The following is a 20,458-nucleotide window of genomic DNA, read 5'->3' as shown; positions in this document are numbered from 1 at the left end:
CATTAGCATAACAATTCGGATAGCCGCTCATCCCCCACCCGGGGCGCCGTGATCCGCAAAGAAGTGTTGCGATGCTTTCTTTTCTTTGATAGGCAAATCGTCTCAACAATATTAAAATGCCTTTCCTTGTGAACGGGGTGGCGTGTGAGTATCGTCCTTTTATATACCTGACGTGATAAAATTCACCGCAATGATTATTCTGCTCTTTGTGATGTGAAGGAAGATAATCATCGGCATTGCCGCACTTTGGAACCGGCGACCGTGGCCCGCTGCAATGATGTAAAGGGCACGTCTAAGCTCAATCTGCATCGGAACGTGCAGATGACCTTTACCAGACCCTCGATTCCGCACGGGCCATAATGATACTGATTACGTGGGTCAAAAAGGGCGCCCTGCCGGCGGGGAGGTACACCCGCAGGGCGCGCCGCACAGAGGTCCTGGTCGTTGGGCAACAGGACAGCGGCGGCAGATCTGATTCGGTTACAAATCGTGACTGAAATAGCCCGGAGCATGCTCAAGATCAGATATCTGGAATTCAACAGTTTTGGGTCTGCTCGGCGCAGTAGCGCGCAGGGACATGCCTGCCTCCGGACTTGCTCCTTCGCGATCGCAAAATCATACGGCACCCTCGGCCTTCAGCGCGCGATAGGTGGTATCGACCGACTTTACCGTCGCGTCGACAATGATGTCGATCTCTTTTCGGGTAATGATCAGGGGGGGGGCATAACCGAGGATGTCGCCATGCGGCATGGCCCGTCCGATGACACCATTCTCAAACAGAGCAGCTGCAGTGCGCACCCCGACCTGAAGGTCGGGTTCGAATGGTATCCTTTGTTTTGGGTCCCGCATCATCTCTACGGCCGACAGGATACCCACTCCGCGAACTTCACCAACGATGGGATGTCCCGCCAGCTCGGCCTTCATCCGGTCTTGCCAATACGGTCCAACATCGCGGACATGCTCCAGAATATTTTTTTCTTTAAGCAGTCGAATATTGGCGAGCGCGGCTGCGGCACAAAGCGTGTGCCCCGAATATGTCCAGCCGTGGCCGAGTGCGCCGTGCTTCTCAGTTCCTTGTTCCAAAACCGACCAGACACGGTCGCCAATGATTGACCCGGAGATGGGGAGGTAGGCGGAACTCAAACCCTTTGCGATGGTCACGAAATCCGGACGCATGTTATACAGGTGGGAACCGAACTTCTCGCCGGTTCGCGCGAAGCCACAGACCACTTCATCCGCGATTAGAAGGATATCGTATTTGTCGAGCACCGCTTGAATGGACGTCCAGTACCCTTTGGGGGGCGGCACAATACCTCCTGTCCCAAGTACCGGCTCTCCGATAAAAGCTGCAACCGTTTCCGGTCCTTCGGCCAGGATCAAGGCTTCAAGCTCATCGGCACAGCGCCGGGAGAACGCTTCCTCGCTCTCCTCGACACGCGCCTGGCGGTAATAGTGCGGCGTGGTTGTATGGCGCACCAAATCCAGAGGCAGGTCGAAGAAATTGTGAAAGAAGGGAAGGCCAGTTAGGCTACCCGTGACCAATCCAGACCCGTGATAGCCGCGATTTCGCGAGATGATCTTTTTCTTTTCGGGCCGGCCAAGAATGTTATTATAGTACCAGACCAGCTTGATGTTGGTTTCGTTGGCATCGGAACCGGAGAGGCCGAAATAGACCCTTCGCATGTTCTGACCGAAATACTCGACCACGGCCTCTGCCAACAGGGCGACCGGCTCCGTACCTTGGCTGGCATAGACGTGCGCGAACGGCAATTCGTGTGCTTGCCTGGCAATGGCCTCGGCGATCTCCGTGCATCCATATCCCATGTTGACGCAGTAGAGTCCTCCGAAACCGTCGAGGCTCCTTCGGCCTTCGGTGTCCCAGATATAGACGCCTTCCGCACCGGCCATAATCCTATTTGGCGTTTCGCCTCGGCTGTGCTTGGCCAAATGCGTAGAAGGATGGAAGACGAAGCTTCTATCCTTCTCCCGGAGTTGCTCGGTTCCCAGATTGCTCAAGCGCATGTCCCTCTCCTCGCGATAAATTGGCGGAGGGCACTCGGCCAGCCACCTGTTTAGCAAATAGCATACCGGAAACGTCCCTCGAGTTTCTCGGGAATGCAGGTTATTGGCCGTGGAATTCGCGGGATCGGCCCGAATTGCCGTGAAAACTAAGGCGTCACCTTCGCCTTAGCCGAGGGTCGGGGGCGCGTCCTGCAAACACGAACAGCTTACGACGCGCATGCGCCCACCATAGTGCCCGATTAGCGGGCGATATTGGGTAGTGTGCTGAGGGTTCTGCAAATTCGCTGAGAGAGGGCGGTCATGGCAGGCTGGTGATGTTCAACGTCACCGATTCCCTGGAAGGAACGCCACCATGACCAAGACAGAAAGTAAGACCGCCAGCGCTGCCGTCAAAGACATTCTGCTTTCGAATCCGGATGGATTGCACGAGGTGATCCGCGCGGTGATGCAGGAGGTGCTCGAGGCCGAGATGGACGAGGCGCTGGGTGCTTCGAAGAGCGAGCGCACGCCGGAGCGTCTCGGCTATCGCTCGGGTTACTATGGCCGCACGCTTGTCACCCGGGTCGGCAAGCTTGAGCTGCGGGTTCCGCAGGACCGGGCGGGCCGCTTCTCGACCGAACTTTTCGAGCGTTACCAGCGTTCCGAGCGGGCCTTGGTGGCGACGCTTGCGGAGATGTATGTGCAGGGCGTGTCGACCCGGAAGGTCAAGGCGATCACCGAAGAGCTGTGCGGCCATGAGTTCTCGGCCTCGTCGATCTCGGCCATCAACAAGCGGCTGGACGAGAGCCAGAAGGTTCGGCCCGGCAAAGACGCGCGGCGAGAGCTCCTTGCCATCGACATCTTGATTCGCAGCCGACCAGCGCCGCCAAGTTCTATCGGTCAGCGTGTTGCCTTTCTTGCGATCGCAGATTCGTGGTTGCAGCGCAGGGCGAGCCGAGCTGCGGCTCGCAGGAGGGGGCAGCCGACAGAATTGCGCGGCCTGAAAAGCTGCCTCCATCAATGCTCGCCGCTCGTGCAGTCTCGAAACGCTGGATCAAGCCTCAACGTCGAACAGCCGCTCCTTTTCCTCGCGAAACCAGCGCCCTCGCGCGACGTGATCGTGCCTGACGATCCGACGCTTCGAGCGGGGCTCCTCAAATAGGTTGCACATGACCTGCAGCTTTCTGCCAAACTCAGCAAATCGGACGTCTTCTTATCATCGCTCGGCAAGCTCGGAACAGGCTGGCGGTCGTTGCTAAGGCTAGTCGCCGCCAGCGGATGGCGAGGATGTTTTGGCGGCTAAGTGCTTTTAGGTGGGCGATTATAAGCCGAGATCGCGATAGGTGCTTTCGCCATAGCTCCTGGCGCCATCGCCACGCTGAGCGTTTGAAAGCCGATGAAATTCGCTCGGCCAATTGGCTAGCGCGTGCTTGATGGCCTTCATCTTGAACGGCACGTGCACAACACATTTGTCCCTGATGATAGGCGGACAGCTCACATCTTGTTGCCGCGAGCCGTTAAGGTTTGCTGCGATTATCGGCAGACCTAGATCAAGAGCCAATTCCATTTCCCAGCGCACGAAGCGAAAAAGGTTTTTCGTCTTCTCACCGATCAGGACAAGTACCTGGCTCGATCCATTCATTCTGTTGCGAAGATTGCGTTTAACATAATCTTCGTCCTGTGCTCGGCCCGTCATATTGTCCAGATCGTGAGCGTTCGCGAATTCAAAACTCACATTCTCGCTGGCGTTCCACCCTTTCATAAAGCGGTATGCCCAAGCGTCTTCATCGCCGTCAAATATTACATAGGTCGGATCGCTGTATGCCATTGTTGTCTCTTAGTTGTTTTGACGAGCAACCCACTGGGTGTGCTCCCGTGAGAAAGCCAGTTCGGCTTCGTTCACCGCGGCGGAGAATGCCTCATCCGAGTTGGCGTCCGTAATAAGGTCGGCAGTCAAGCCGATCTCGTGAGCTGTCAACGTGTAAGCCGATGCCAATTCGTTAAATTTCTTGATCTGGGTCCACCCGATAAGGGAGGCGGCGATGACAATTAGCGGCTCGGTCGGCCAGCCTGGCATCGCGGGGTCAGCGATGCGTACTACGATGAACGAGAATCCCAGAGCGTATGCAAAAATACCAAGGCCCATCCAGACTTTCGCGGACCTCTTGTTCGAGCGCGCCTTCTTCTCGTACCACTTCCGTTGGTCGCAGATTCGTCTCTGCAGATATAGGTCTTTTCGTTCTTTTCGCGGGGAGTCCCTTATCGACATCATCTCGTCCGTTGTTTGGGGCGATGCTGAATCGGTGCCGCTCAACGCGCTACCAAGGTGACGATTGCTATCAAGGATATCTTCCATGAGCTTTCGAAAATCAGCTCTGGCGTCAGCCGCGCGCGCGTCATCGAACGGCTGTGCTCGCATCGCGAAGCGCCAAGTCAATGTCTTCACCGACTCTGCCAGAGCTCGAGCCTGATACCAGACCTGCTCGGGCTTTGTGACCGACCGGAAAATGAGGACTCCCATTGAGCAAAGAAATACCGCAGCATAGACACCGAAATAGGCTTTTGATGACGACAAGTCCAAAGAGAGCACCGACGCTAAAAAAAGAAGAACGTACTCTGCCCGGATCAGGCGCAGAAACGTCGCCTGCTGCTCGTTGGATGCCACGTCGGCGCTATTATAGAGTCCAGGATATTTCATTTTTGAAGCACACCAGTCTATTTTGTGGCGGTAAATTCTTTAAGCCAGGATTTGGCAAACGTGAGGTTAGCAGTCGAGCTTACAGAGCCTATTCTTGAGCGAGGCGCGGTCCCTCTGTTCATAAACAGGAATGCAGGTCCTGTCCCATCAATGTAAGGGTATAGGCCCAAAAATTCTTGCCCGGAGAATGTTTCCGAAGAATTTTTTGCCACGGGCAGAACCGCTACCGCGGTCCGAAACCCATCGAAAAAGCCAAGCTCCCAAGGCATCCATCTGGATCCTGGAGAATTGTTTGAATGCACATAGATAAGCGTCTTTGACTGCCTCATACGGGTTCGCAGCAACTCGGCGGTGGCCGAGGAGACCTTTGTGCGGTCCAGTTGTGAATCTTCGACCCAATCTACGTAAGCAGTGAACCCAAGCTCCTCGAAAATTCGCTTCACACCGAGAATGATCTCTGCGTCCTTGAAAGAATGTGACAGAAAAACGTCGAATGACGATCTGGCTGTAGCTGCGGCCGTCTCTTCCTTTAGAACGATCGATGCGGCTCTATGTCCTCGACTGGCATTCGCAACTCTTTTCAGCTCTGCCTCGGTCAGTAGCACTATTCAAATCCCCCCATGATCTGTTCGCAATCTATGAACTTGACGCCCATTCGATTAAGCGACCCTTGTCTTGTGAAAACTGGCACCATGCTCTCCAGCCGGGTAGCGCAACCTCCACCTTCTCAAAGACCACGTCGGCTGGCAGGAGTGACCGGCCTTGTCACCCACCTACGCGCCCCCGGCACAGCCATGCTCCTCACTTAGAAGGCTGCGGAGACCAGCAATGTCAAACAGGACAGACGATCTCCTAATCTCGATCAGCAACGAACTTAGGACGTAAAAACGCGATGGAGCGATCTCCGAATGTCCGCAGGCGTCGAGGGCCCGGTTGGTCGTCAAGGCCGAGCGGGCCAGCTTGCACTCCCGCTATCCGTCGGCTTGCCAAACCCTCGCTGTAGATTTCGCCCCCTACACGGATGCGCTGACCGCGACTAAGCTCAATCGCCACTGATCGCCAATCCAGGGCGAAAGTTCCCCCCTTGAAGTAGCGGTAGAGGCATTTTTCGGCACTTCGCATCTTAGATATGGACGCCTCCTCAACCAGGCACGATCCGGTTTGACTTCTCGCCGTAACCGTGCTGGGCAAGTGCGTCCGATGGCTGCTTCGATCCGTCTCCTGGAATGATCGGTTCCAGATTGCTCAAGCGCATCGTCCTTCCTCGCCATCAACTGGCGGATAGCGCTCGGCCACCTTTTTCCAGCAATTAGTATACCGCAAATGTCCCTTGAGTTTCGTCGGAATGGGCGCCTTTTGCCGACGAATCTACGGGATCCGCGCCAAACGCCGTTGAAACTTAAACTTTCGGTTTCACCGTTGCCTCAGTGCGGACAAAGGTATCGGTGAATTGGACTTCACTGGTTTCGTGACGACAAGGCTATAGTATTGATCAATGCCCAAGCCTGCCTGCAGCAGTCCCTCCATGAAATCCTGATAGGCGGCCATAGAAGGAGATGCGACCCGCATCAGATAATCGACGCGCCCCCCAATTGCCCAGCAGTCCAGGATTTCCGGGATCTCTTGGATTGCAGTTTCGAAGTGTCGTTGGTCCTCAAGACGATGGCGATCCAGCACGACTTCTACCATCACAAAGATCATGCCGCCAATGAGGGCAGGACTCAGTCGCGCATAGAATCCCTCAATAATCCCTGCGGCCTTGAGTGCTCGGAGCCGCTCCGAACAGGCCGACGCCGAAAGATGAACTCGTTTTGCAAGCTCACTTTTTGAAATCCGACCGTCTGCCTGAATCTCGGAGAGAATCCGGACGTCCCAACTGTCGAGTTGCACGGGGTCGGGTTTCGACTTCATAACCTGTTGCTCTCAAGCAGCGATGACAGCGCCTTGTGCGCCGATCAATTCTATCCATCTTGAATGACCGAATGTAGTAGTGGAACGCATCCGTTCTCGGTCCGAGATGTGCCAGAATGGGGTACGACAATCAGCTGAGGGAGAGCGATCCGCTGAGAAAAGCTGCAGAAGTACTTTGGCTATCGCCCCGACGCCTAACGGGGCAATGATGCCGCTGGAGAGATTAGTCGGCGGCGGCGAAGACCTCCTAATAAATAGATACCCCATTTTCTTGAATCTCCGCTGCCGTACTTGATAGACGTGCGACGGCATTCGAGCCTCGATCGCGTGGACGGCATACTCAATGCAGTATTCAGTGGCACATTCAGCTATTGGGGTGAATTGAAGGCCTTGCTCGTCCGGCTCGCCGAGGCGCAAGGCACCGCAAATGCCGCTCGTCTCACGGCAATTTGACGCTGGAGTCTGGCCGAAATCGCCCAACGGAAAGACTCAAACGCCGATGTTGCGTGCGATGCTGTCGGCCGCCATACGCTTACGCCACTCAAGAGGCCCGGAATTGTGAATGGAGTTTCCCTCAACATCGACGGCCATGATAACAGGCATGTCCTGCACATCGAATTCATAGATGGCTTCCATGCCCAGGTCTTCAAAGGCAACGATCCGCGCCGCCTTAATCGATTTTGAGATCAGGTACGCAGCGCCACCCACTGCAGCAAGGTATGGCGTTTTGTGTCTTACAATCGAGGCGATGGCCGCCGGTCCCCTCTCCGCTTTGCCCACCATCGCGAAAAGGCCGGTTTCGGCGAGCACCTTGTCCGTAAAATCGTCCAAGCGGCTGGAGGTTGTTGGACCGGCGGGTCCAACGATCTCATTTCTCGCTGCCCGGACGGGACCGACGTAGTAGATCACGCGTCCCCGCAGATCGACTGGAAGCGGCTTGCCGGCATCGATCAGTTCGACCATTCGTTTGTGGGCAGCGTCACGGCCCGTCAGCATCTTTCCAGACAGCAGGAGCGTTTCACCGCAGCGCCACGATGCCGTCTCTTCCTTCGTCAGCGTATCTAAATTGACCCGCCGGACGCCGGCTGGGTTCAATTCGTCGGCTTCGATGTCGGGCCATTCGCGCAAATCGGGCGGCTGGAGGCTGATGGGTCCAGACCCGTCCAAAGTAAACTTCAGGTGCCGGTTGGCGGCGCATTGCGGGATGAGCGCCACGGGCTTGGACGCTGCATGAGTAGGATAGGTCGCAACCTTGACGTCAACGACTGTCGTCAGACCACCAAGGCCTTGGGCGCCGATACCAAGCGCGTTGATCCGCTCATAAAGCTCAATCCGCAGCCCCTCCTCTGCGCTTGACGCCCCCCTTGCGATCAGTTCCGCCATATCGATGGGCTCGTTCATGGCCTCCTTGGCCAGCAGCATCGCCTTTTCAGCGCTACCACCGATGCCGACAGAGATCAGTCCAGGTGGACACCACCCGCTGCCAAGGGTCGAAACGGTATTGACCACCCAGTCGGAAACGGAGGCGGTGGGATTGAGGGTGGTAAAACGTGCCTTGTTCTCCGACCCGCCGCCTTTCGCGGCGATGGTGATCTCAATCTGGTTACCTTGCACCAGGTCGACATGGACAACTGCCGGCGTGTTGTCTCGGGTGTTGACCCGTCTAGCGAGGGGATCCGCAACGATCGATGCCCGAAGGGGATTGTCCGGATCGAGATAGGCTTGACGTACGCCCTCATTCACAAGATCAGCGAAACTGGCCGTTGACTTAATGCGGGCATCCATGCCGACCTTTGCGAAGACAACCACAAGTCCGGTGTCCTGACAAATCGGGCGCCGCCCAAAGGCCGCCATGCGGGAGTTCAGCAGAATCTGACCTATGGCATTCTTCGCCGACGGGCTCTGTTCTCGCGTGTATGCGTGAGAAAGAGACCGGATATAATCTGGAGGATGATAGTACGAGATGTACTGAAGGGCGTCGGCGACGCTCCTTGTGATGTCGCTACCGGCCATGGTCCGTGTTCTGTTTCCCACCGGATTTTATCCAAATGAACCGAGGCCATTGACCATTTTCAGAATCTGGAAGCTTCGCACCCCCTGCTCGCCGCCTTCATATCCATAGCCGCTTTGCTTGACTCCTCCATAAGGGGCATCAGCGGAAACCCCTTTCAGGTAATTCACACTAACAGCGCCCGCAGAAAGACCGCCCACAAGCCTCTGTTGCGTATCGGCCGCGCCAGTAAACAAGTAGGCGGCCAGACCGTACTCCGTGGCGTTGGCTTCATCGATCGCCTCTTCGATCGTATCGAAAGGAGCCACGCTGAGAATTGGTCCGAACGGCTCTTCATGAAGTACTCTCGCTTCCTTCGGTACGCCAGTCAGGATGGTTGGCGGCCAGTAAAACCCCGGTCGGTCAAGGGGGGTGCCACCGGTCTCGATTTGGGCGCCGCCCTCTACCGCATCTTTGGTCAGGCGTTGCATGGCCTCGATTCGCCGCGCGTTTGCCATGGGACCCATCTGCGTTGCAGGGTCATCCGGTGGACCGATCCTGATTTTTCGGACCGCCTCCGTCATCCGGAACAGGAATTCCTCATAGCGGGATCGGGCGACAAGAATCCTGCTGGGCGCATTACAACTCTGGCCCGCGCACTCGAATTTGTATTCCGAAATAGCCGGTATCGCCGTTGCCAGGTCGGCATCTTCGCACACAATAACCGGGGAATGTCCACCGAGCTCAAGGATGCAGCGCTGCAGATTATTCGCGGCCAGTGTGGCCAGCTGTTTCCCAACAGCGGTCGACCCCGTGAACGTCAAGACTTTGACAATTGGCGAACTGAGCAGATGCCGTGATATATGCACAGGAACACCGAACACCAGGTTGACCACGCCTTCCGGTATCCCTGCTTGACGCAAAGATTCCACGATATGGACAGCCACGCTTGGCGTCTCTTCGGCCCCTTTGAGGATCACCGGGCAGCCTGCCGCCAGCGCGGGGGCGAGCTTGCGGGCGATGAGAACGGCTGGATAGTTCCACGGCGTAAAGGCAGCGACGACACCGAGGGCCTCCGGGACGATCATCCTGTTCGGACCCAACGGAATCGGGGTCGACAACTCATCGGCATGCCGGCCATTCCATTCCAGCGTTTCGACTGCGCGCGCGTACTCTCCTGTTGCTTCGGCAATCGTCTTTCCCTGTTCGGACGACAGGTCCCTGGCTGCGGCGCCAGCTTTCTCTGCCAGAATGCTGGCGGCAGAGACGAGTATCTCGCCACGCTCTTTGGCGGGTCGTGAGGACCACGCCTTGCGGCTGCGTTCTGCCGAAGCAAGAGCTTCATCCAAGTCTGAAACCGTAGCCGAGGCCACTGAGGCAAATACCTTCTCCGTCGCCGGGTTGATCACCGGCAAAGTGGCTCGGCTACCACCGGCTCGCCATTTGCCATTAATGAAGAGCTCGTAACTCTTGGCGTCGGACATCGCGGGCTCCACTTGACTGAATTCTTGCATACGAGCGCAGTTTCGATATCGAAACTGCTGAACTCGCTTGAGCCAGTTTCATCGCGATGGTCGCGGCGGGTCAAATATCGAATATTGCCGAAATCCATCTGGAATCCAGATCGGGCTGGTCCCAATGGCCGCAAAAGATCATGCCCAGCTTTACAGGTTAGTTTGTCAGGTCGCCTCAGGCGCCACCGCCGCCCAGTCCCCGATTTCAATCAATTTTCTGGCGACCTTCGGAATGAGCTTGCGGACCGCAGAAACGGCCGCAGAACGCTCATCTTTGGGATTTACAGCGAGCACCACGGACCGAGTAATCACCGGATCGACGATCTTGACAGTCCGGACCAGCCCTTGGGAGGCTTCTTTCTGAACCGCAGACGGGGCGAGAATAGAATGCGCTTTTCCCTCTACGACCATGTTGATGATCGTTGAGAGGGAGTCCACTTCAAACCTGACGTCCAGCGCGCAACCGTGTTGTGCGACGACATCAGCCACCGAACGCCTGACATTGTTGTTGCGCATGGGAACCGCCAGGGGGAATGCATGCAGGTCGGCCAGAGATATCGCATCTTCAAACGGTGGCTCGCCGGACGGAACCACCAGACAAAGGTCTTCGCGCGCTAGCACCGTCATTCGCCCCACACTGTCTGCTGTGCGGTACAGAACCGCCAGATTGAAGCGTCCAGCCGCCATCCATTCCTCTAGCGGTCCCGTCATACCCTCGACCATCTTGAGGGACACCTTGGGCAGTTCGTGTCTCACCGCCTCAAGCAGCGGACCGCTCAGGACGCGAGCAGCTCCAGACGGAATGCCAATAGTCACCTCCCCGGCAGGGGAAGCGGCTGTGTTGGTCAATTCCACCTCGGTAAGTCGAATTTCTTTGAGAATTGCCCGCGCCCGCTCGAGCAGTTTGGCTCCTGACGCCGTCACGCTCACGCCGGTCCTGTCGCGTATCAGCAGCTGAGTGCCGAAGCCTTCCTCCAATTGGCGCACATGCAGACTCAGCGCACTCTGGGCGACATTCAGAAAGCCAGCGGCCTTGGTGAAACTGCCTGCTTCGACCACGCCAACGAAGTATCTTAACTGCCTGATTTCCACGGGTACTCTTCCGAGGGCGAACTCCAATTTATGTAATCTATCTCGAAATGCGATGGCGCGACAGCAATAATTGTGCCAGGGCGCACTAAGTCTGCTCTAAACCAGCCGCAGAAGGCTCAAACACCCAAGTCGGTTCCGGACCCCAGGCGGTAATTTCTTGGGCCCTTCGGATCACCGGTGGATCGATCATCTTTCCATCCAAGGCGAAAGCGCCTCGGCCCTGCCCTGCCGCATCTTTTTCCGCCGCGAGAACACGACGGGCCCACTCGATCTCCTGTGCGCTCGGCGAGAAGGCCTCATTGAAGATGGCCACTTGTGCCGGGTGGATCGCCAAAGCTCCGGCAAAGCCAAGCCGCCGCGCATGCGCCGCGGTTTCACGAAGTCTATGGGTGTCCGAGAACTCGCCAACGCTTCCAATAAAGCCCAAAGGGAGCAATCCGGCCGCGCGGGCAGCGAACAGCACGGCAAGGTTCGGGGCCAGGAGCAGATCAAATTCCGGGGCACCGCCGACAGCGGCACTGAAGTCTTCAGGACCAAGCGCCATTGCGACCATCCTTGGATGCGCCGACGCAATGGCCGCGAGTCTTTGCAAGGCGCCTGGGGTCTCGATCTGGGCAAGGAACCGGATGCCTCCCGGCGGAAGATTTCTTTCCCGTTCAAGTTCCGAAACCGCATTCGCGACCTCTAATACCCACTCCGCCGATTCCGTCTTCGGGAGAACCAGTGCGTTAACACCTGCCATCACCGCTGCATCGAGATCGGCCGCCAAAGCGCGCAAACCATGATTCACGCGGACCAAAACAGATGCGTTCTTCCGGCCTACCTTTGCAACGCATTCAGGAAGCTGCCGCCGTGCCGTTCCCTTCTGATCCTGGGGAACGGAGTCCTCGAGGTCGAGTATGACGCCATCTGCCCCGCGCTCATGGGCAGCCTCCACAAAGAGCGGGACGTGAGCGGGTACAAAGAGCAGGGATCTCCAGCGTGGTACAGACATCGCGCCTTCAACGGCCGGAAAGGTGTCCTTGATCATGGAGTCGCCCCTGTGATCAATGTTAGCGAGCGTGACGGCGATGGGCTTGCTGGATGGCCGATGCGCTGAGATGATCCGAGATAGACAGGCTCTTCATATACCGCGAGCAGACTCACCTTACTCAAACGCGCGCTCACGCTGACGCGGCTCTTTCGCGCAAAAGCCCTCGAACCTCCTCGCGGACAGCCTGGGTATGAGCGCCTAGAGCCGGAACTGGACGCAGCGAGGAGCGCTCAGAGTTGAAGATCGCTGCTGGCGCTATTGTATCTACAATTCCTTTCGGTGTGCCAACCCCAACCCTCCGAACGTGAGGATGATTTGAAATATCCGCGACTTCATTCAGGCGACCATACGCCAAACCGGCCGCCTCAAGCTCCTGCATTGCTTCGTGGCAGGACAATTCGGAAAACCGCCGTTCAATGATCTCATCAAGTTCCGCGCGGTGACCGAGGCGCTCCATGTTGTCAGCAAAACCGGGAGTGCGTGTGAGCTCCGGCTGCCTAAGAAATTTCTCGCAAAAATTTACCCATTCACGGTCGTTCTGAACAGAAAAGATGACGTCTTTGCCGTCGGCGCACCGATAGGCGCCATACGGCGCGAGCGACGGGTGTTTCACGCCGGCGCGTGCCGTGTGGTAGCCGCTGTAGTCGTTTTGCAAAACCGGAACATTCATCCAGTCGGCGACGGCATCGAACAGAGACACCTGGATGCTGGTGCCTTCACCGGTGACTTCGCGGTGATAGAGGGCCTGAAGAATGGCGCTATGTGCTGTCATGCCCGCCGAAATGTCGCAAACCGAAACCCCTACACGCGCAGGCCCTTGTTGGTTGCCGGTGATCGCGCATAGACCTGTTTCGGCCTGGACGATGAGGTCATAAGCCTTCAAATGCGAATACGGCCCTGTGTTCCCGAATCCAGAGATGTCGCAGGTGATCAGCCGCGGAAAACGTCGACGGAGATCCCCAGACGCGAAACCCAGTTTTTCGATGCTGCCCGGTTTCAGATTTTGGATATAGACGTCTGCACTAGCAACGAGTGTGTCGAGAACCTCGCGGTCCGCCTCCAACCTCAGGTCTAGACAAACCGACTCCTTGCCCCGGTTGAGCCAGACGAAGTAAGCGCTCTGCCCCCGAACCAACTTGTCGTAGCTTCGGGCAAAGTCACCTTCCGGCCGTTCAATCTTGATCACTCGGGCGCCGGCATCCGCAAGGCGAGATGACGCATAAGGCGCTGCCACGGCCTGCTCCACCGCAACGACGGTGATCCCCTCAAGGCTATTCTGCATTGCCGACACACCGCCCCTTTTCAACTAACATTTTTACTTGCTCGACGGTTCAGGATGGCGAGCAACCGGTTCTGTTCGTTCCCAACGATGGAAAATGCCTCGTCGACACCCATCCCGGGCTTTGCGAGCATCATGTCTGCCTGGGTCGCCACCGATATGTGGACAGAAGCTTGGGCAGAGAGATCTGTCTCGGTACAGCTTCCTCCAACGTACGCGCCTACCTTGTTCTCCTTGCACAGGAGCACGGCATGTGCCGTGTCAGCCAATGAGCCAACATCGGGCGTCTTGATTTGAATGAGATGCGCGGCTCTCGCTTCGGCAAAGAGCCGAATATCCTCAAGCGTGTTGCACCTCTCATCGACGACAATTCGAGCAGTGGAACCTCGGCTGTCCAAAATGGATACGATCTCGGCGTAGTTCTCAATTTGAGCTTGCGTCGAACCAAAGTCCGCCGGGGACTCGATGTTGATCGTAAAACCCGGAACGGTATCGACAACCCTGCAGATAAAATCGGCGATCCGTTGCGGCTCCAGGCCGATTTCTTGACCGATCCAGCCATAGACATCGAAATGCAGCACGGGATTATACCCGGGACGGCCGATCTCGCGCGTACGCTTCGCGACCCACTTCACGAACTCCATGAAGGTCTGACCGTCTACGCCGAATTTCTGCCGTGAGTTGATCAGACCGTGGGGAAGCACATCCACCGCCTTCAAAATCATCTTGTCGACATTGACTTCGCGAGCATCGCCGCTCTGGCAGTAAATCGGGACCCGGCGCGTCGGCAGCGGTAAGTTGAATTCAGCGCATACAACCTCTGCCATTGTGGCGCGCTGGAGGTAGGCCGCGGCTCGAAGCAGCGCCTGGCTGACGCCGTACTCAATCGCGAGTGATAGCCGCTGCTGTTCGAATGGCTCGAAAACCTTCGCGCAGGCATCAAGATAAAGAGACGCATCGACATCGAGAAGCCGTGGTGCCACGACGCGCGACGTCAAATCCGAGATTTGATTAGTTTCAAACACAGGATCGCGTCCGCCAGCACCAGAGTACTGAACGCCCATCATGTCGCCCCAAACAACGGTGTCGTCCGTGAGAACAAGCCCGACGCTCAGCGAAGATGCCGGAATGCGAAGCGACGTGAACCCAGGCGTTATCGGTTCGCCGACATAGATGAAGCCGTCCTGGGTTGCGCCGGACCTAATGGCAGCTTGATCGTCATAGAAGAATGCGCCGTTGCCAGACGCAAGGAGGACGTCTTTGATCTGCACTTCGTTTCGCTCGGTTTGTTCAAGACGCAATTGTAGGCTGGCTCACTATGCGTCACCTGCCAGCCCCGCCGCCAATATAAAGTCGGAGGCGGTACCATCTGTTTTCCAGATGAAGGAGCTCGCTAGCGAGGAGGCCGACATCGCCTAACGCAATCAATGTGGGGCCAACTTCAACAGTCATCTTTCTTGCCGATGCGAAGCGCCCATTGGCTTTGGCGGATTCGCATGCCCAGCCCCTCGCCAAGCTCTTGCCATTCAGCACCGTGGCCAAAACATTTTTCGCGCTTCTAACGTCGCAGGGCCTTTCCTGGCCGGCGCTGAGCCAGACGTTCCGTGCGTGGCTTTCTTCTGCGCCGAGTCGAGAAGACATTCAGTAGCGCTGACGCTGGACCACGCGAGATCCGGTCTATGCGCGCAAGCCTCCGCAAGTTGCCGACGATCCTGAGCACCGACAATGTAGTGCGCTTTGTGGGCAACGGTGCCCTTATTGAAGTCGCGCACTGCGCTGACCACCGCCCTATGGCGCGGGGTTGCGCGCTCGGAGGCGGTGAGTCTCAAGGCGGCGGATGTCGACAGCGATCGGATGGTGACCTACGCCTCCACTGCAAGGCCGCCAAAGGATCTCACGGTCATGCTGTCGCCGCAGTTTCTCGGGTTCTTGCGGACTGGAAACTGGCAGGCCCGCTGAACTGTCAGCTCCGTCTTTTTTGCCTCTGATGCTGAACCCTCAGCTTAGGCAATGCCGACTCCGAAATATCGCGTGTGGGCGACGTCGAGGATGCGATTGATCAAGCTCGAGTAGCTGTGTCCAGCAGCGATCCCGGCTAGGACAAATTCGGAGCTCATACTGAGCCCTGGCATTGAGTTGATCTCCAATACGAAAGGTCGGCCGGAGCGGTCGATCCGGATGTCGAGGCGGGCATAATCTCGGCATTGGCAGGCACGGAAGGTCGCAACCGAAATGTTCCGCAGCAAAATCGCGAGGCTGCTCTCAATTTGCGTCGGGCAAATCGTCGTAGGCTGCTCGGCCGGGAGGTGTTTCGCTTCCCAGGTCAAAAGGCCAATCTCGCGTTCACCGAAGTCGATCTCAGCGAAGGGCAACACCTCGGGTTGCCCGTTTCCCAGTAGCGCGACATGGATTTCTCGCCCGTCGATGTATTCTTCCACGAGCGCATCCTGCGCATATTCCGTGACAATCAATTCCACTGCTTGCCTCAGTTGACCGGGCTCATGTACGAGTTGCAAACCAAAGCTGTTGTCCTCGTGACGCGGCTTGACTACCACTGGGAATCGGAGATTGCCGGCACTCTCGGTGCTGTCGCGCATGACACAAAAATTTGGCGTGGGCACGCCGCAGCTGCGCATGAGTGTCTTACTGATGACCTTGTCGTCCGTCAGCCCGTGTCCGAGTGGGCTCGACCCAGTGTATGGAACGCCCGCCATCTCAAGCATGGCTGGGACGTGGGTGAAACGGTACTCGCCCTGAATCCCCTCTGCCAAGTTGAAGACGGCTCCGGAAGGGCGGCCTTGCGGGTCGGATGGCATGAATCGTTCGAGCCTGTCGAGGAGTCCTTTGTCGCCTTCACATAACAGCGTCTCGTGACCACTGTCTTGTAGTGCCGCCACCACCCTATGGGCTGTCGCACCACTTTGCGGCCAAGGGTGCGGGGACTCTGGATAAGGCTGACCGAACCGGTTGATTACGCCAGTAAAATCACGGTTCCGGACGACTGCTATCCGCATGGGCTTCCCCTTTGCTGACTTGGCTTCTATCACGTTCATTTGCCCGACTTGCCTTGCTTGAAGGAACGGCCAGCCGCGGACCTTGCATGAAGTCTCCAGCAACTGGCGTGCCAAGGAAGGAAGCCACGTGTTTCAAGCCGCGCGGGCCGGAATACTGTACCTCAATGTATCAGATCGCACATAGAGGTCTTCAATGAGACAAGCTGAACACCTATGCGTGGATGTCGCGAGATTCGACCAAACCCTGGGCCTGGGGTAGCTGATGGGATGCGTCCGTGCTGTTGGGTATGGTCGGCTTATTAGCGCACGCCGCGAGGCCCGTCGCTTGCCTGTGTGATCGTTTTCATGCGTTCGTCTAATGCAGTAGCGAAGACACTTCTTGGTTAACTGTCGGGCGAATTGAGAAACTGCCCCCCGCATTGCCTCACGTTGATTGTTACCGAGGGTCGCCGTCCCGACGGGATGAAGCCCTGTTGTCATCCTGGTTCGGAGGCTGGGTGGCGGGGCGGGTTAGCGGCGACAAGGTTGGAATTGGTTGAAGCGATTGTCGAGCGATATCGATCGAGCTGCCGGGCCGACAAACGACGGATTTGGACGAGCTCGTCGCAGTTACCGGCCACAATCGCAACATGCGATCCGGGTGCTGCGACCTCGCGCCGTCGGTCCCACGCCCACCGGACAATATCTGCTTTATCGCCCCGAAGTTGGGAGGCGCGGGTGGCATTGTGGAGGCGTCCGATCGCCTTTGCTCGATTGCCATTTTGCTGCCGGCTCTTGAGCGGCATGGCCGGCTCGATCTGGATGGCGAATTTGGCGACAAGCTGCTGACGATCAGTGCTGCGACGATCGATCGCCTGCTTCCGGAAGTTCGTGCGGTATCGCCGGGGACAGCGCCCTCGCGCCGGACTGAGTTCTGGGGTGCGTCGGTCGCTTCCGGTGCGCAGCTTCGGCGACTGGAACGATCCGCCGCCCGGATATGTCGAGGGCGGCTTCGTTGCTCCCGGCAGCTGTGTGCAAATGATGGTCTTGACCGATATCGCCACAGGCTGGACCGAGTGCGTGCCGGTCCGGACGCGAGAAAGTGGTCTTGTCATCGCTGCCGTCGTGCGGGCCAGGTCGTTGTTCCCCTTTCCGCTTCAAGGCGTGGACTTTGACAATGATTTGCCTTCATGAATGAACTCGTGGTCTCCTGGTGCAGAAGTCGAGGATTGGAAGTGACGCGTTCCCGTGCTATCGGAAGAATGATCAGGCATGGGTCGAGCAGAAGAACGGTGCCATCGTTCGTCCTGGTCGGCTATGGTAGGTTCGTGGGCGCGGAAGCCACGGTGACGATTGTTCGTCACTATGACGCAGTGCGGCTGCACGGCAATCTCATCCAGCCCTCATTCAAGCTGCGAGAGAAGACCCGTATCGGCGCGCGTGTGATCATCTATCATCCGCCAGCGCCGCGGTCGAGCGTGTATTGGCCCATCCCGAGGTGGCGGAGGTCGTGACGTTGCCTCCAGTTTCTATCCAGTTTTGAGTTCGTTTCCGGCATTTGATTGCCTTGATGGGCGGTGGAGCGACGGGGGCTGGCGCGGAGCTTTTCGCATTGCGCAGCGCGAGCGACCGTCGCGGATTGAAGGTCTGTGCGAACTCGTTCGGCGTCGCCATCCGATCTGCGAATGAGGCCGCACGCTGTTATACAACTCGGCGACGGAACACCCACGGAACCGGCCGGAGCGCGAGCTTCTCTATCCATGGCATCCTTGGGCGGGTCGCCAGGTCCATATTCATGAAGTGATCGACAAGAACGAAGCAGAGGTTTTCCGCTGTAGTCTTTCTGGCCGGGTATCGGATCGCTGGCTGGAGGTTCCCGGGTGGATGTTCGATCGGAGCCTCAGCGCGAGCTGGCGCATCACGACTGCTCCGCACGTCTACCTTGCCGCGCTGGGCACCCTGGCGAAACTGCTCCACGACACGGGGACCCCATCGCAATCGCCGGAGATGGGCGCAGCATTGGGATGTCACGCAAATCGGGGAGATGTCCATGCCGCGCCAGCCCACGACATACCAGTTCGATCTGTTCTCGAAGCCGAACGACGCCGACGCAGTGCAGACGCCGCAATGGCAGGCGCTGCCGGCCGAGGCGCGCCGATCAGTGACGAAGCTGATGGTCAGCCTGATGCTCGGACATGTCGACGGCGAGGGTGCCGCAAAACGGGAGGGCGCGGATCATGATGCATGAGAAGATTGGGCCGCATCATCTGGAGCGCAAAGCGATCCTGTATGTGCGGCAGTCGTCAGCCCATCAGGTCCTGCACAATCGTGAGAGCAGTATGCTTCAATATGCGATGCGCGACCACCTGACGGTCCTTGGCTGGTCTCGCGTAGAGACGATCGATGACGATCTCGGCCGTTCCGCCGCCGGCGGCGTGGTACGCGCCGGCTTCGATCGGATGATCGCCGAGGTCTGTCTCGGCAAGGTCGGGGCGGTTGCGGCACGGGAGGTGTCGCGGTTTGCCCGCAACAGCCGCGACTGGCAGCAGCTTATCGAGATGTGTCGTGTCGTCGATACCGTGCTGATCGACCAGGAGACAGTCTATGCGCCGCGTCAGGGCAATGATCGGCTGCTGCTGGGATTGAAGGGCAGTCTCAACGAGTATGAACTCGATCTTCTGCGCCAGCGTTCGCTGTCGGCTCGCGACGAGAAGGCCCGCCGCGGCGAACTCGTCGTCGCAGCCCCTGTCGGCTTCGTGAAGGTCGGCGATCGACTTGAGAAGGAACCTGATCGGCGTGTGCAGGAGGCCATCACCCTTGTGTTTGATAAGGTGGCGGAACTCGGTAGTGCCCGCCAGGCCCTGCTCTGGTTCCTTGAACATGGGCTGGATTTGCCTGCCAAGCGCAACAATGGCGATGTGGTCTGGCGCAGACCAAGCTACGCGACCATCCACCGAATGATCGAGAACCCGATCTACGGCGGCGCCTATGCCTATGGTAAGACTCGTGCTGCGTCGGGGTATGATGCAACAGCCATTCGCTCGCGCAGCCGCCATAAGGCGCGAGATGAATGGCTGGCGCTGATCCCCGGTGCACACGAAGGCTACGTCGGCTGGGAAAGGGCGGAAGCGATCCGCAAGATGGTGAGCGACAACGTGCCCACGAGCCGGCATCACGGGGCGCCAAGCATGGACGCTCTGCTCGCCGGGCTTGTCCGCTGCCGGCGCTGCGGCCGCAAGCTCACGGTGCGGTACACGGGCACCAAGCACAACATTGCGCGCTATTCTTGCTGGCGGGGTCTGCTCGACAATGGCGAGCCGCGATGCATCGCCTTTGGCGGACTGCGCGTCGATGATGCGATTGAGGAGGCGCTCCTGCGAGTCGTGGAGCCGGTAGCGATTGCTGCCGCTGCCGAAGCTGAGGCGCAAGCTGCCAATCGTCGTGACCAGGTCCGGGACGCCGTCAGTCGGGATCTTGAGGCTGCCCGCTACGCTGCCGACCGGGCCTTCCGGCAATATGACGCGGGCGATCCCGAGAACCGGCTGGTCGCGGCGGAACTGGAAGCGGGTTGGAACCAGGCACTCATCCGTGTTGGTGAGATCGAGAACAAGATCACCGCGCATGATGCCGCGACGCCGAGGCCATCACCTGTGTTGGCAACGGGCATCACGGCGCTGGCCACAGACCTTCGGGCTGTCTGGTCGGCGCCAACAACAATAAAGCACTTTGTTGGTCTGGATGTTTCCCTCGACCCTACATCGGTATGCGTTCTTGACGAAGCCGGCGCCGTGGTGTGGCGTGGCAAGATTGCCTCAACACCGGAAGCTTTGACTGAAGCGATTCGCAAGGCGCGCGCGCCTGGCGCGCCGGAGAGGCAGCAAGAAAGCCCGAGTGGCGGTCGCCCGCAAATTGGCTGTGATCATGCACCGAATCGGGATCGACGGCAG

13 protein-coding genes and 3 pseudogenes are annotated in these 20,458 nt (G+C 57.9%); 3 read left to right on the top strand and 13 right to left on the bottom strand.

Translation table 11 applies throughout. The features are described from left to right. Positions 1-615 precede the first annotated feature (615 nt). Positions 616-2,022, bottom strand: coding sequence for an aminotransferase (locus tag EN824_RS19010; RefSeq protein ID WP_063169303.1), 1,407 nt, complete (start codon positions 2,020-2,022; stop codon positions 616-618). A gap of 352 nt (positions 2,023-2,374) precedes the next feature. On the opposite strand from EN824_RS19010, the pseudogene EN824_RS19005 reads away from it, so the two are divergent. Continuing rightward, positions 2,375-2,809 (top strand): annotated as a pseudogene (locus EN824_RS19005) (transposase); the annotation flags it as partial. 513 nt (positions 2,810-3,322) lie between these two features. On the opposite strand, the gene EN824_RS19000 reads toward EN824_RS19005, so the two are convergent. From EN824_RS19000 to EN824_RS36040, 12 genes and pseudogenes are all read right to left on the bottom strand, one after another. Beyond that, positions 3,323-3,829, bottom strand: a complete 507-nt coding sequence (locus tag EN824_RS19000; protein ID WP_126097358.1) for a TIR domain-containing protein — start codon at positions 3,827-3,829, stop codon at positions 3,323-3,325. Positions 3,830-3,838: 9 nt separating this feature from the next. Continuing rightward, positions 3,839-4,699 carry a DUF4231 domain-containing protein gene (locus EN824_RS18995; RefSeq protein ID WP_095488148.1) on the bottom strand — a complete coding sequence of 287 codons (861 nt, stop codon included), beginning with the start codon at positions 4,697-4,699 and terminating at the stop codon, positions 3,839-3,841. A gap of 1,413 nt (positions 4,700-6,112) precedes the next feature. Continuing rightward, complete coding sequence (locus EN824_RS18990) at positions 6,113-6,610, bottom strand: Lrp/AsnC family transcriptional regulator (protein WP_095488146.1); 498 nt, start codon at positions 6,608-6,610, stop codon at positions 6,113-6,115. 489 nt (positions 6,611-7,099) lie between these two features. Then, positions 7,100-8,623: a fumarate hydratase gene (locus EN824_RS18985; protein ID WP_135863273.1), complete on the bottom strand. Its 1,524-nt coding sequence runs from the start codon at positions 8,621-8,623 to the stop codon at positions 7,100-7,102. Between the two features lie 27 nt (positions 8,624-8,650). After that, on the bottom strand, positions 8,651-10,084 hold the full coding sequence (locus tag EN824_RS18980) for an NAD-dependent succinate-semialdehyde dehydrogenase (protein ID WP_126097356.1): 1,434 nt from the start codon (positions 10,082-10,084) through the stop codon (positions 8,651-8,653). A gap of 195 nt (positions 10,085-10,279) precedes the next feature. After that, positions 10,280-11,206, bottom strand: coding sequence for a LysR family transcriptional regulator (locus tag EN824_RS18975; RefSeq protein ID WP_128314956.1), 927 nt, complete (start codon positions 11,204-11,206; stop codon positions 10,280-10,282). A gap of 85 nt (positions 11,207-11,291) precedes the next feature. Further along, on the bottom strand, positions 11,292-12,236 hold the full coding sequence (locus EN824_RS18970) for a CoA ester lyase (RefSeq protein WP_245501519.1): 945 nt from the start codon (positions 12,234-12,236) through the stop codon (positions 11,292-11,294). A 133-nt stretch (positions 12,237-12,369) separates the two neighbouring features. Beyond that, positions 12,370-13,521, bottom strand: coding sequence for a CaiB/BaiF CoA-transferase family protein (locus tag EN824_RS18965; protein ID WP_128314957.1), 1,152 nt, complete (start codon positions 13,519-13,521; stop codon positions 12,370-12,372). A gap of 20 nt (positions 13,522-13,541) precedes the next feature. Then, positions 13,542-14,789, bottom strand: a complete 1,248-nt coding sequence (locus EN824_RS18960; protein WP_128314958.1) for a methylaspartate ammonia-lyase — start codon at positions 14,787-14,789, stop codon at positions 13,542-13,544. 732 nt (positions 14,790-15,521) lie between these two features. Next, positions 15,522-16,532 carry a hypothetical protein gene (locus EN824_RS18955; RefSeq protein WP_128314960.1) on the bottom strand — a complete coding sequence of 337 codons (1,011 nt, stop codon included), beginning with the start codon at positions 16,530-16,532 and terminating at the stop codon, positions 15,522-15,524. A gap of 476 nt (positions 16,533-17,008) precedes the next feature. After that, positions 17,009-17,575 carry a hypothetical protein gene (locus EN824_RS35280; RefSeq protein WP_189343588.1) on the bottom strand — a complete coding sequence of 189 codons (567 nt, stop codon included), beginning with the start codon at positions 17,573-17,575 and terminating at the stop codon, positions 17,009-17,011. Positions 17,576-18,092: 517 nt separating this feature from the next. Continuing rightward, positions 18,093-18,217 (bottom strand): annotated as a pseudogene (locus EN824_RS36040) (IS3 family transposase); the annotation flags it as partial. A 344-nt stretch (positions 18,218-18,561) separates the two neighbouring features. Here EN824_RS36040 and EN824_RS18945 point away from each other — a divergent pair. Beyond that, a complete protein-coding gene (locus EN824_RS18945) occupies positions 18,562-18,759 on the top strand; it encodes a hypothetical protein (RefSeq protein ID WP_128314882.1) in 198 nt (65 codons plus the stop codon). Further along, a pseudogene (locus tag EN824_RS18940) lies at positions 18,749-20,227 on the top strand (recombinase family protein); the annotation flags it as partial. The gene EN824_RS18945 and the pseudogene EN824_RS18940, both read left to right, overlap by 11 nt. Positions 20,228-20,458: the final 231 nt, after the last annotated feature.

It is taken from the genome of Mesorhizobium sp. M8A.F.Ca.ET.181.01.1.1 (genome assembly GCF_004792025.1).
GTDB lineage: Bacteria > Pseudomonadota > Alphaproteobacteria > Rhizobiales > Rhizobiaceae > Mesorhizobium.
This window is presented reverse-complemented; position numbering and strand designations above follow the sequence as displayed.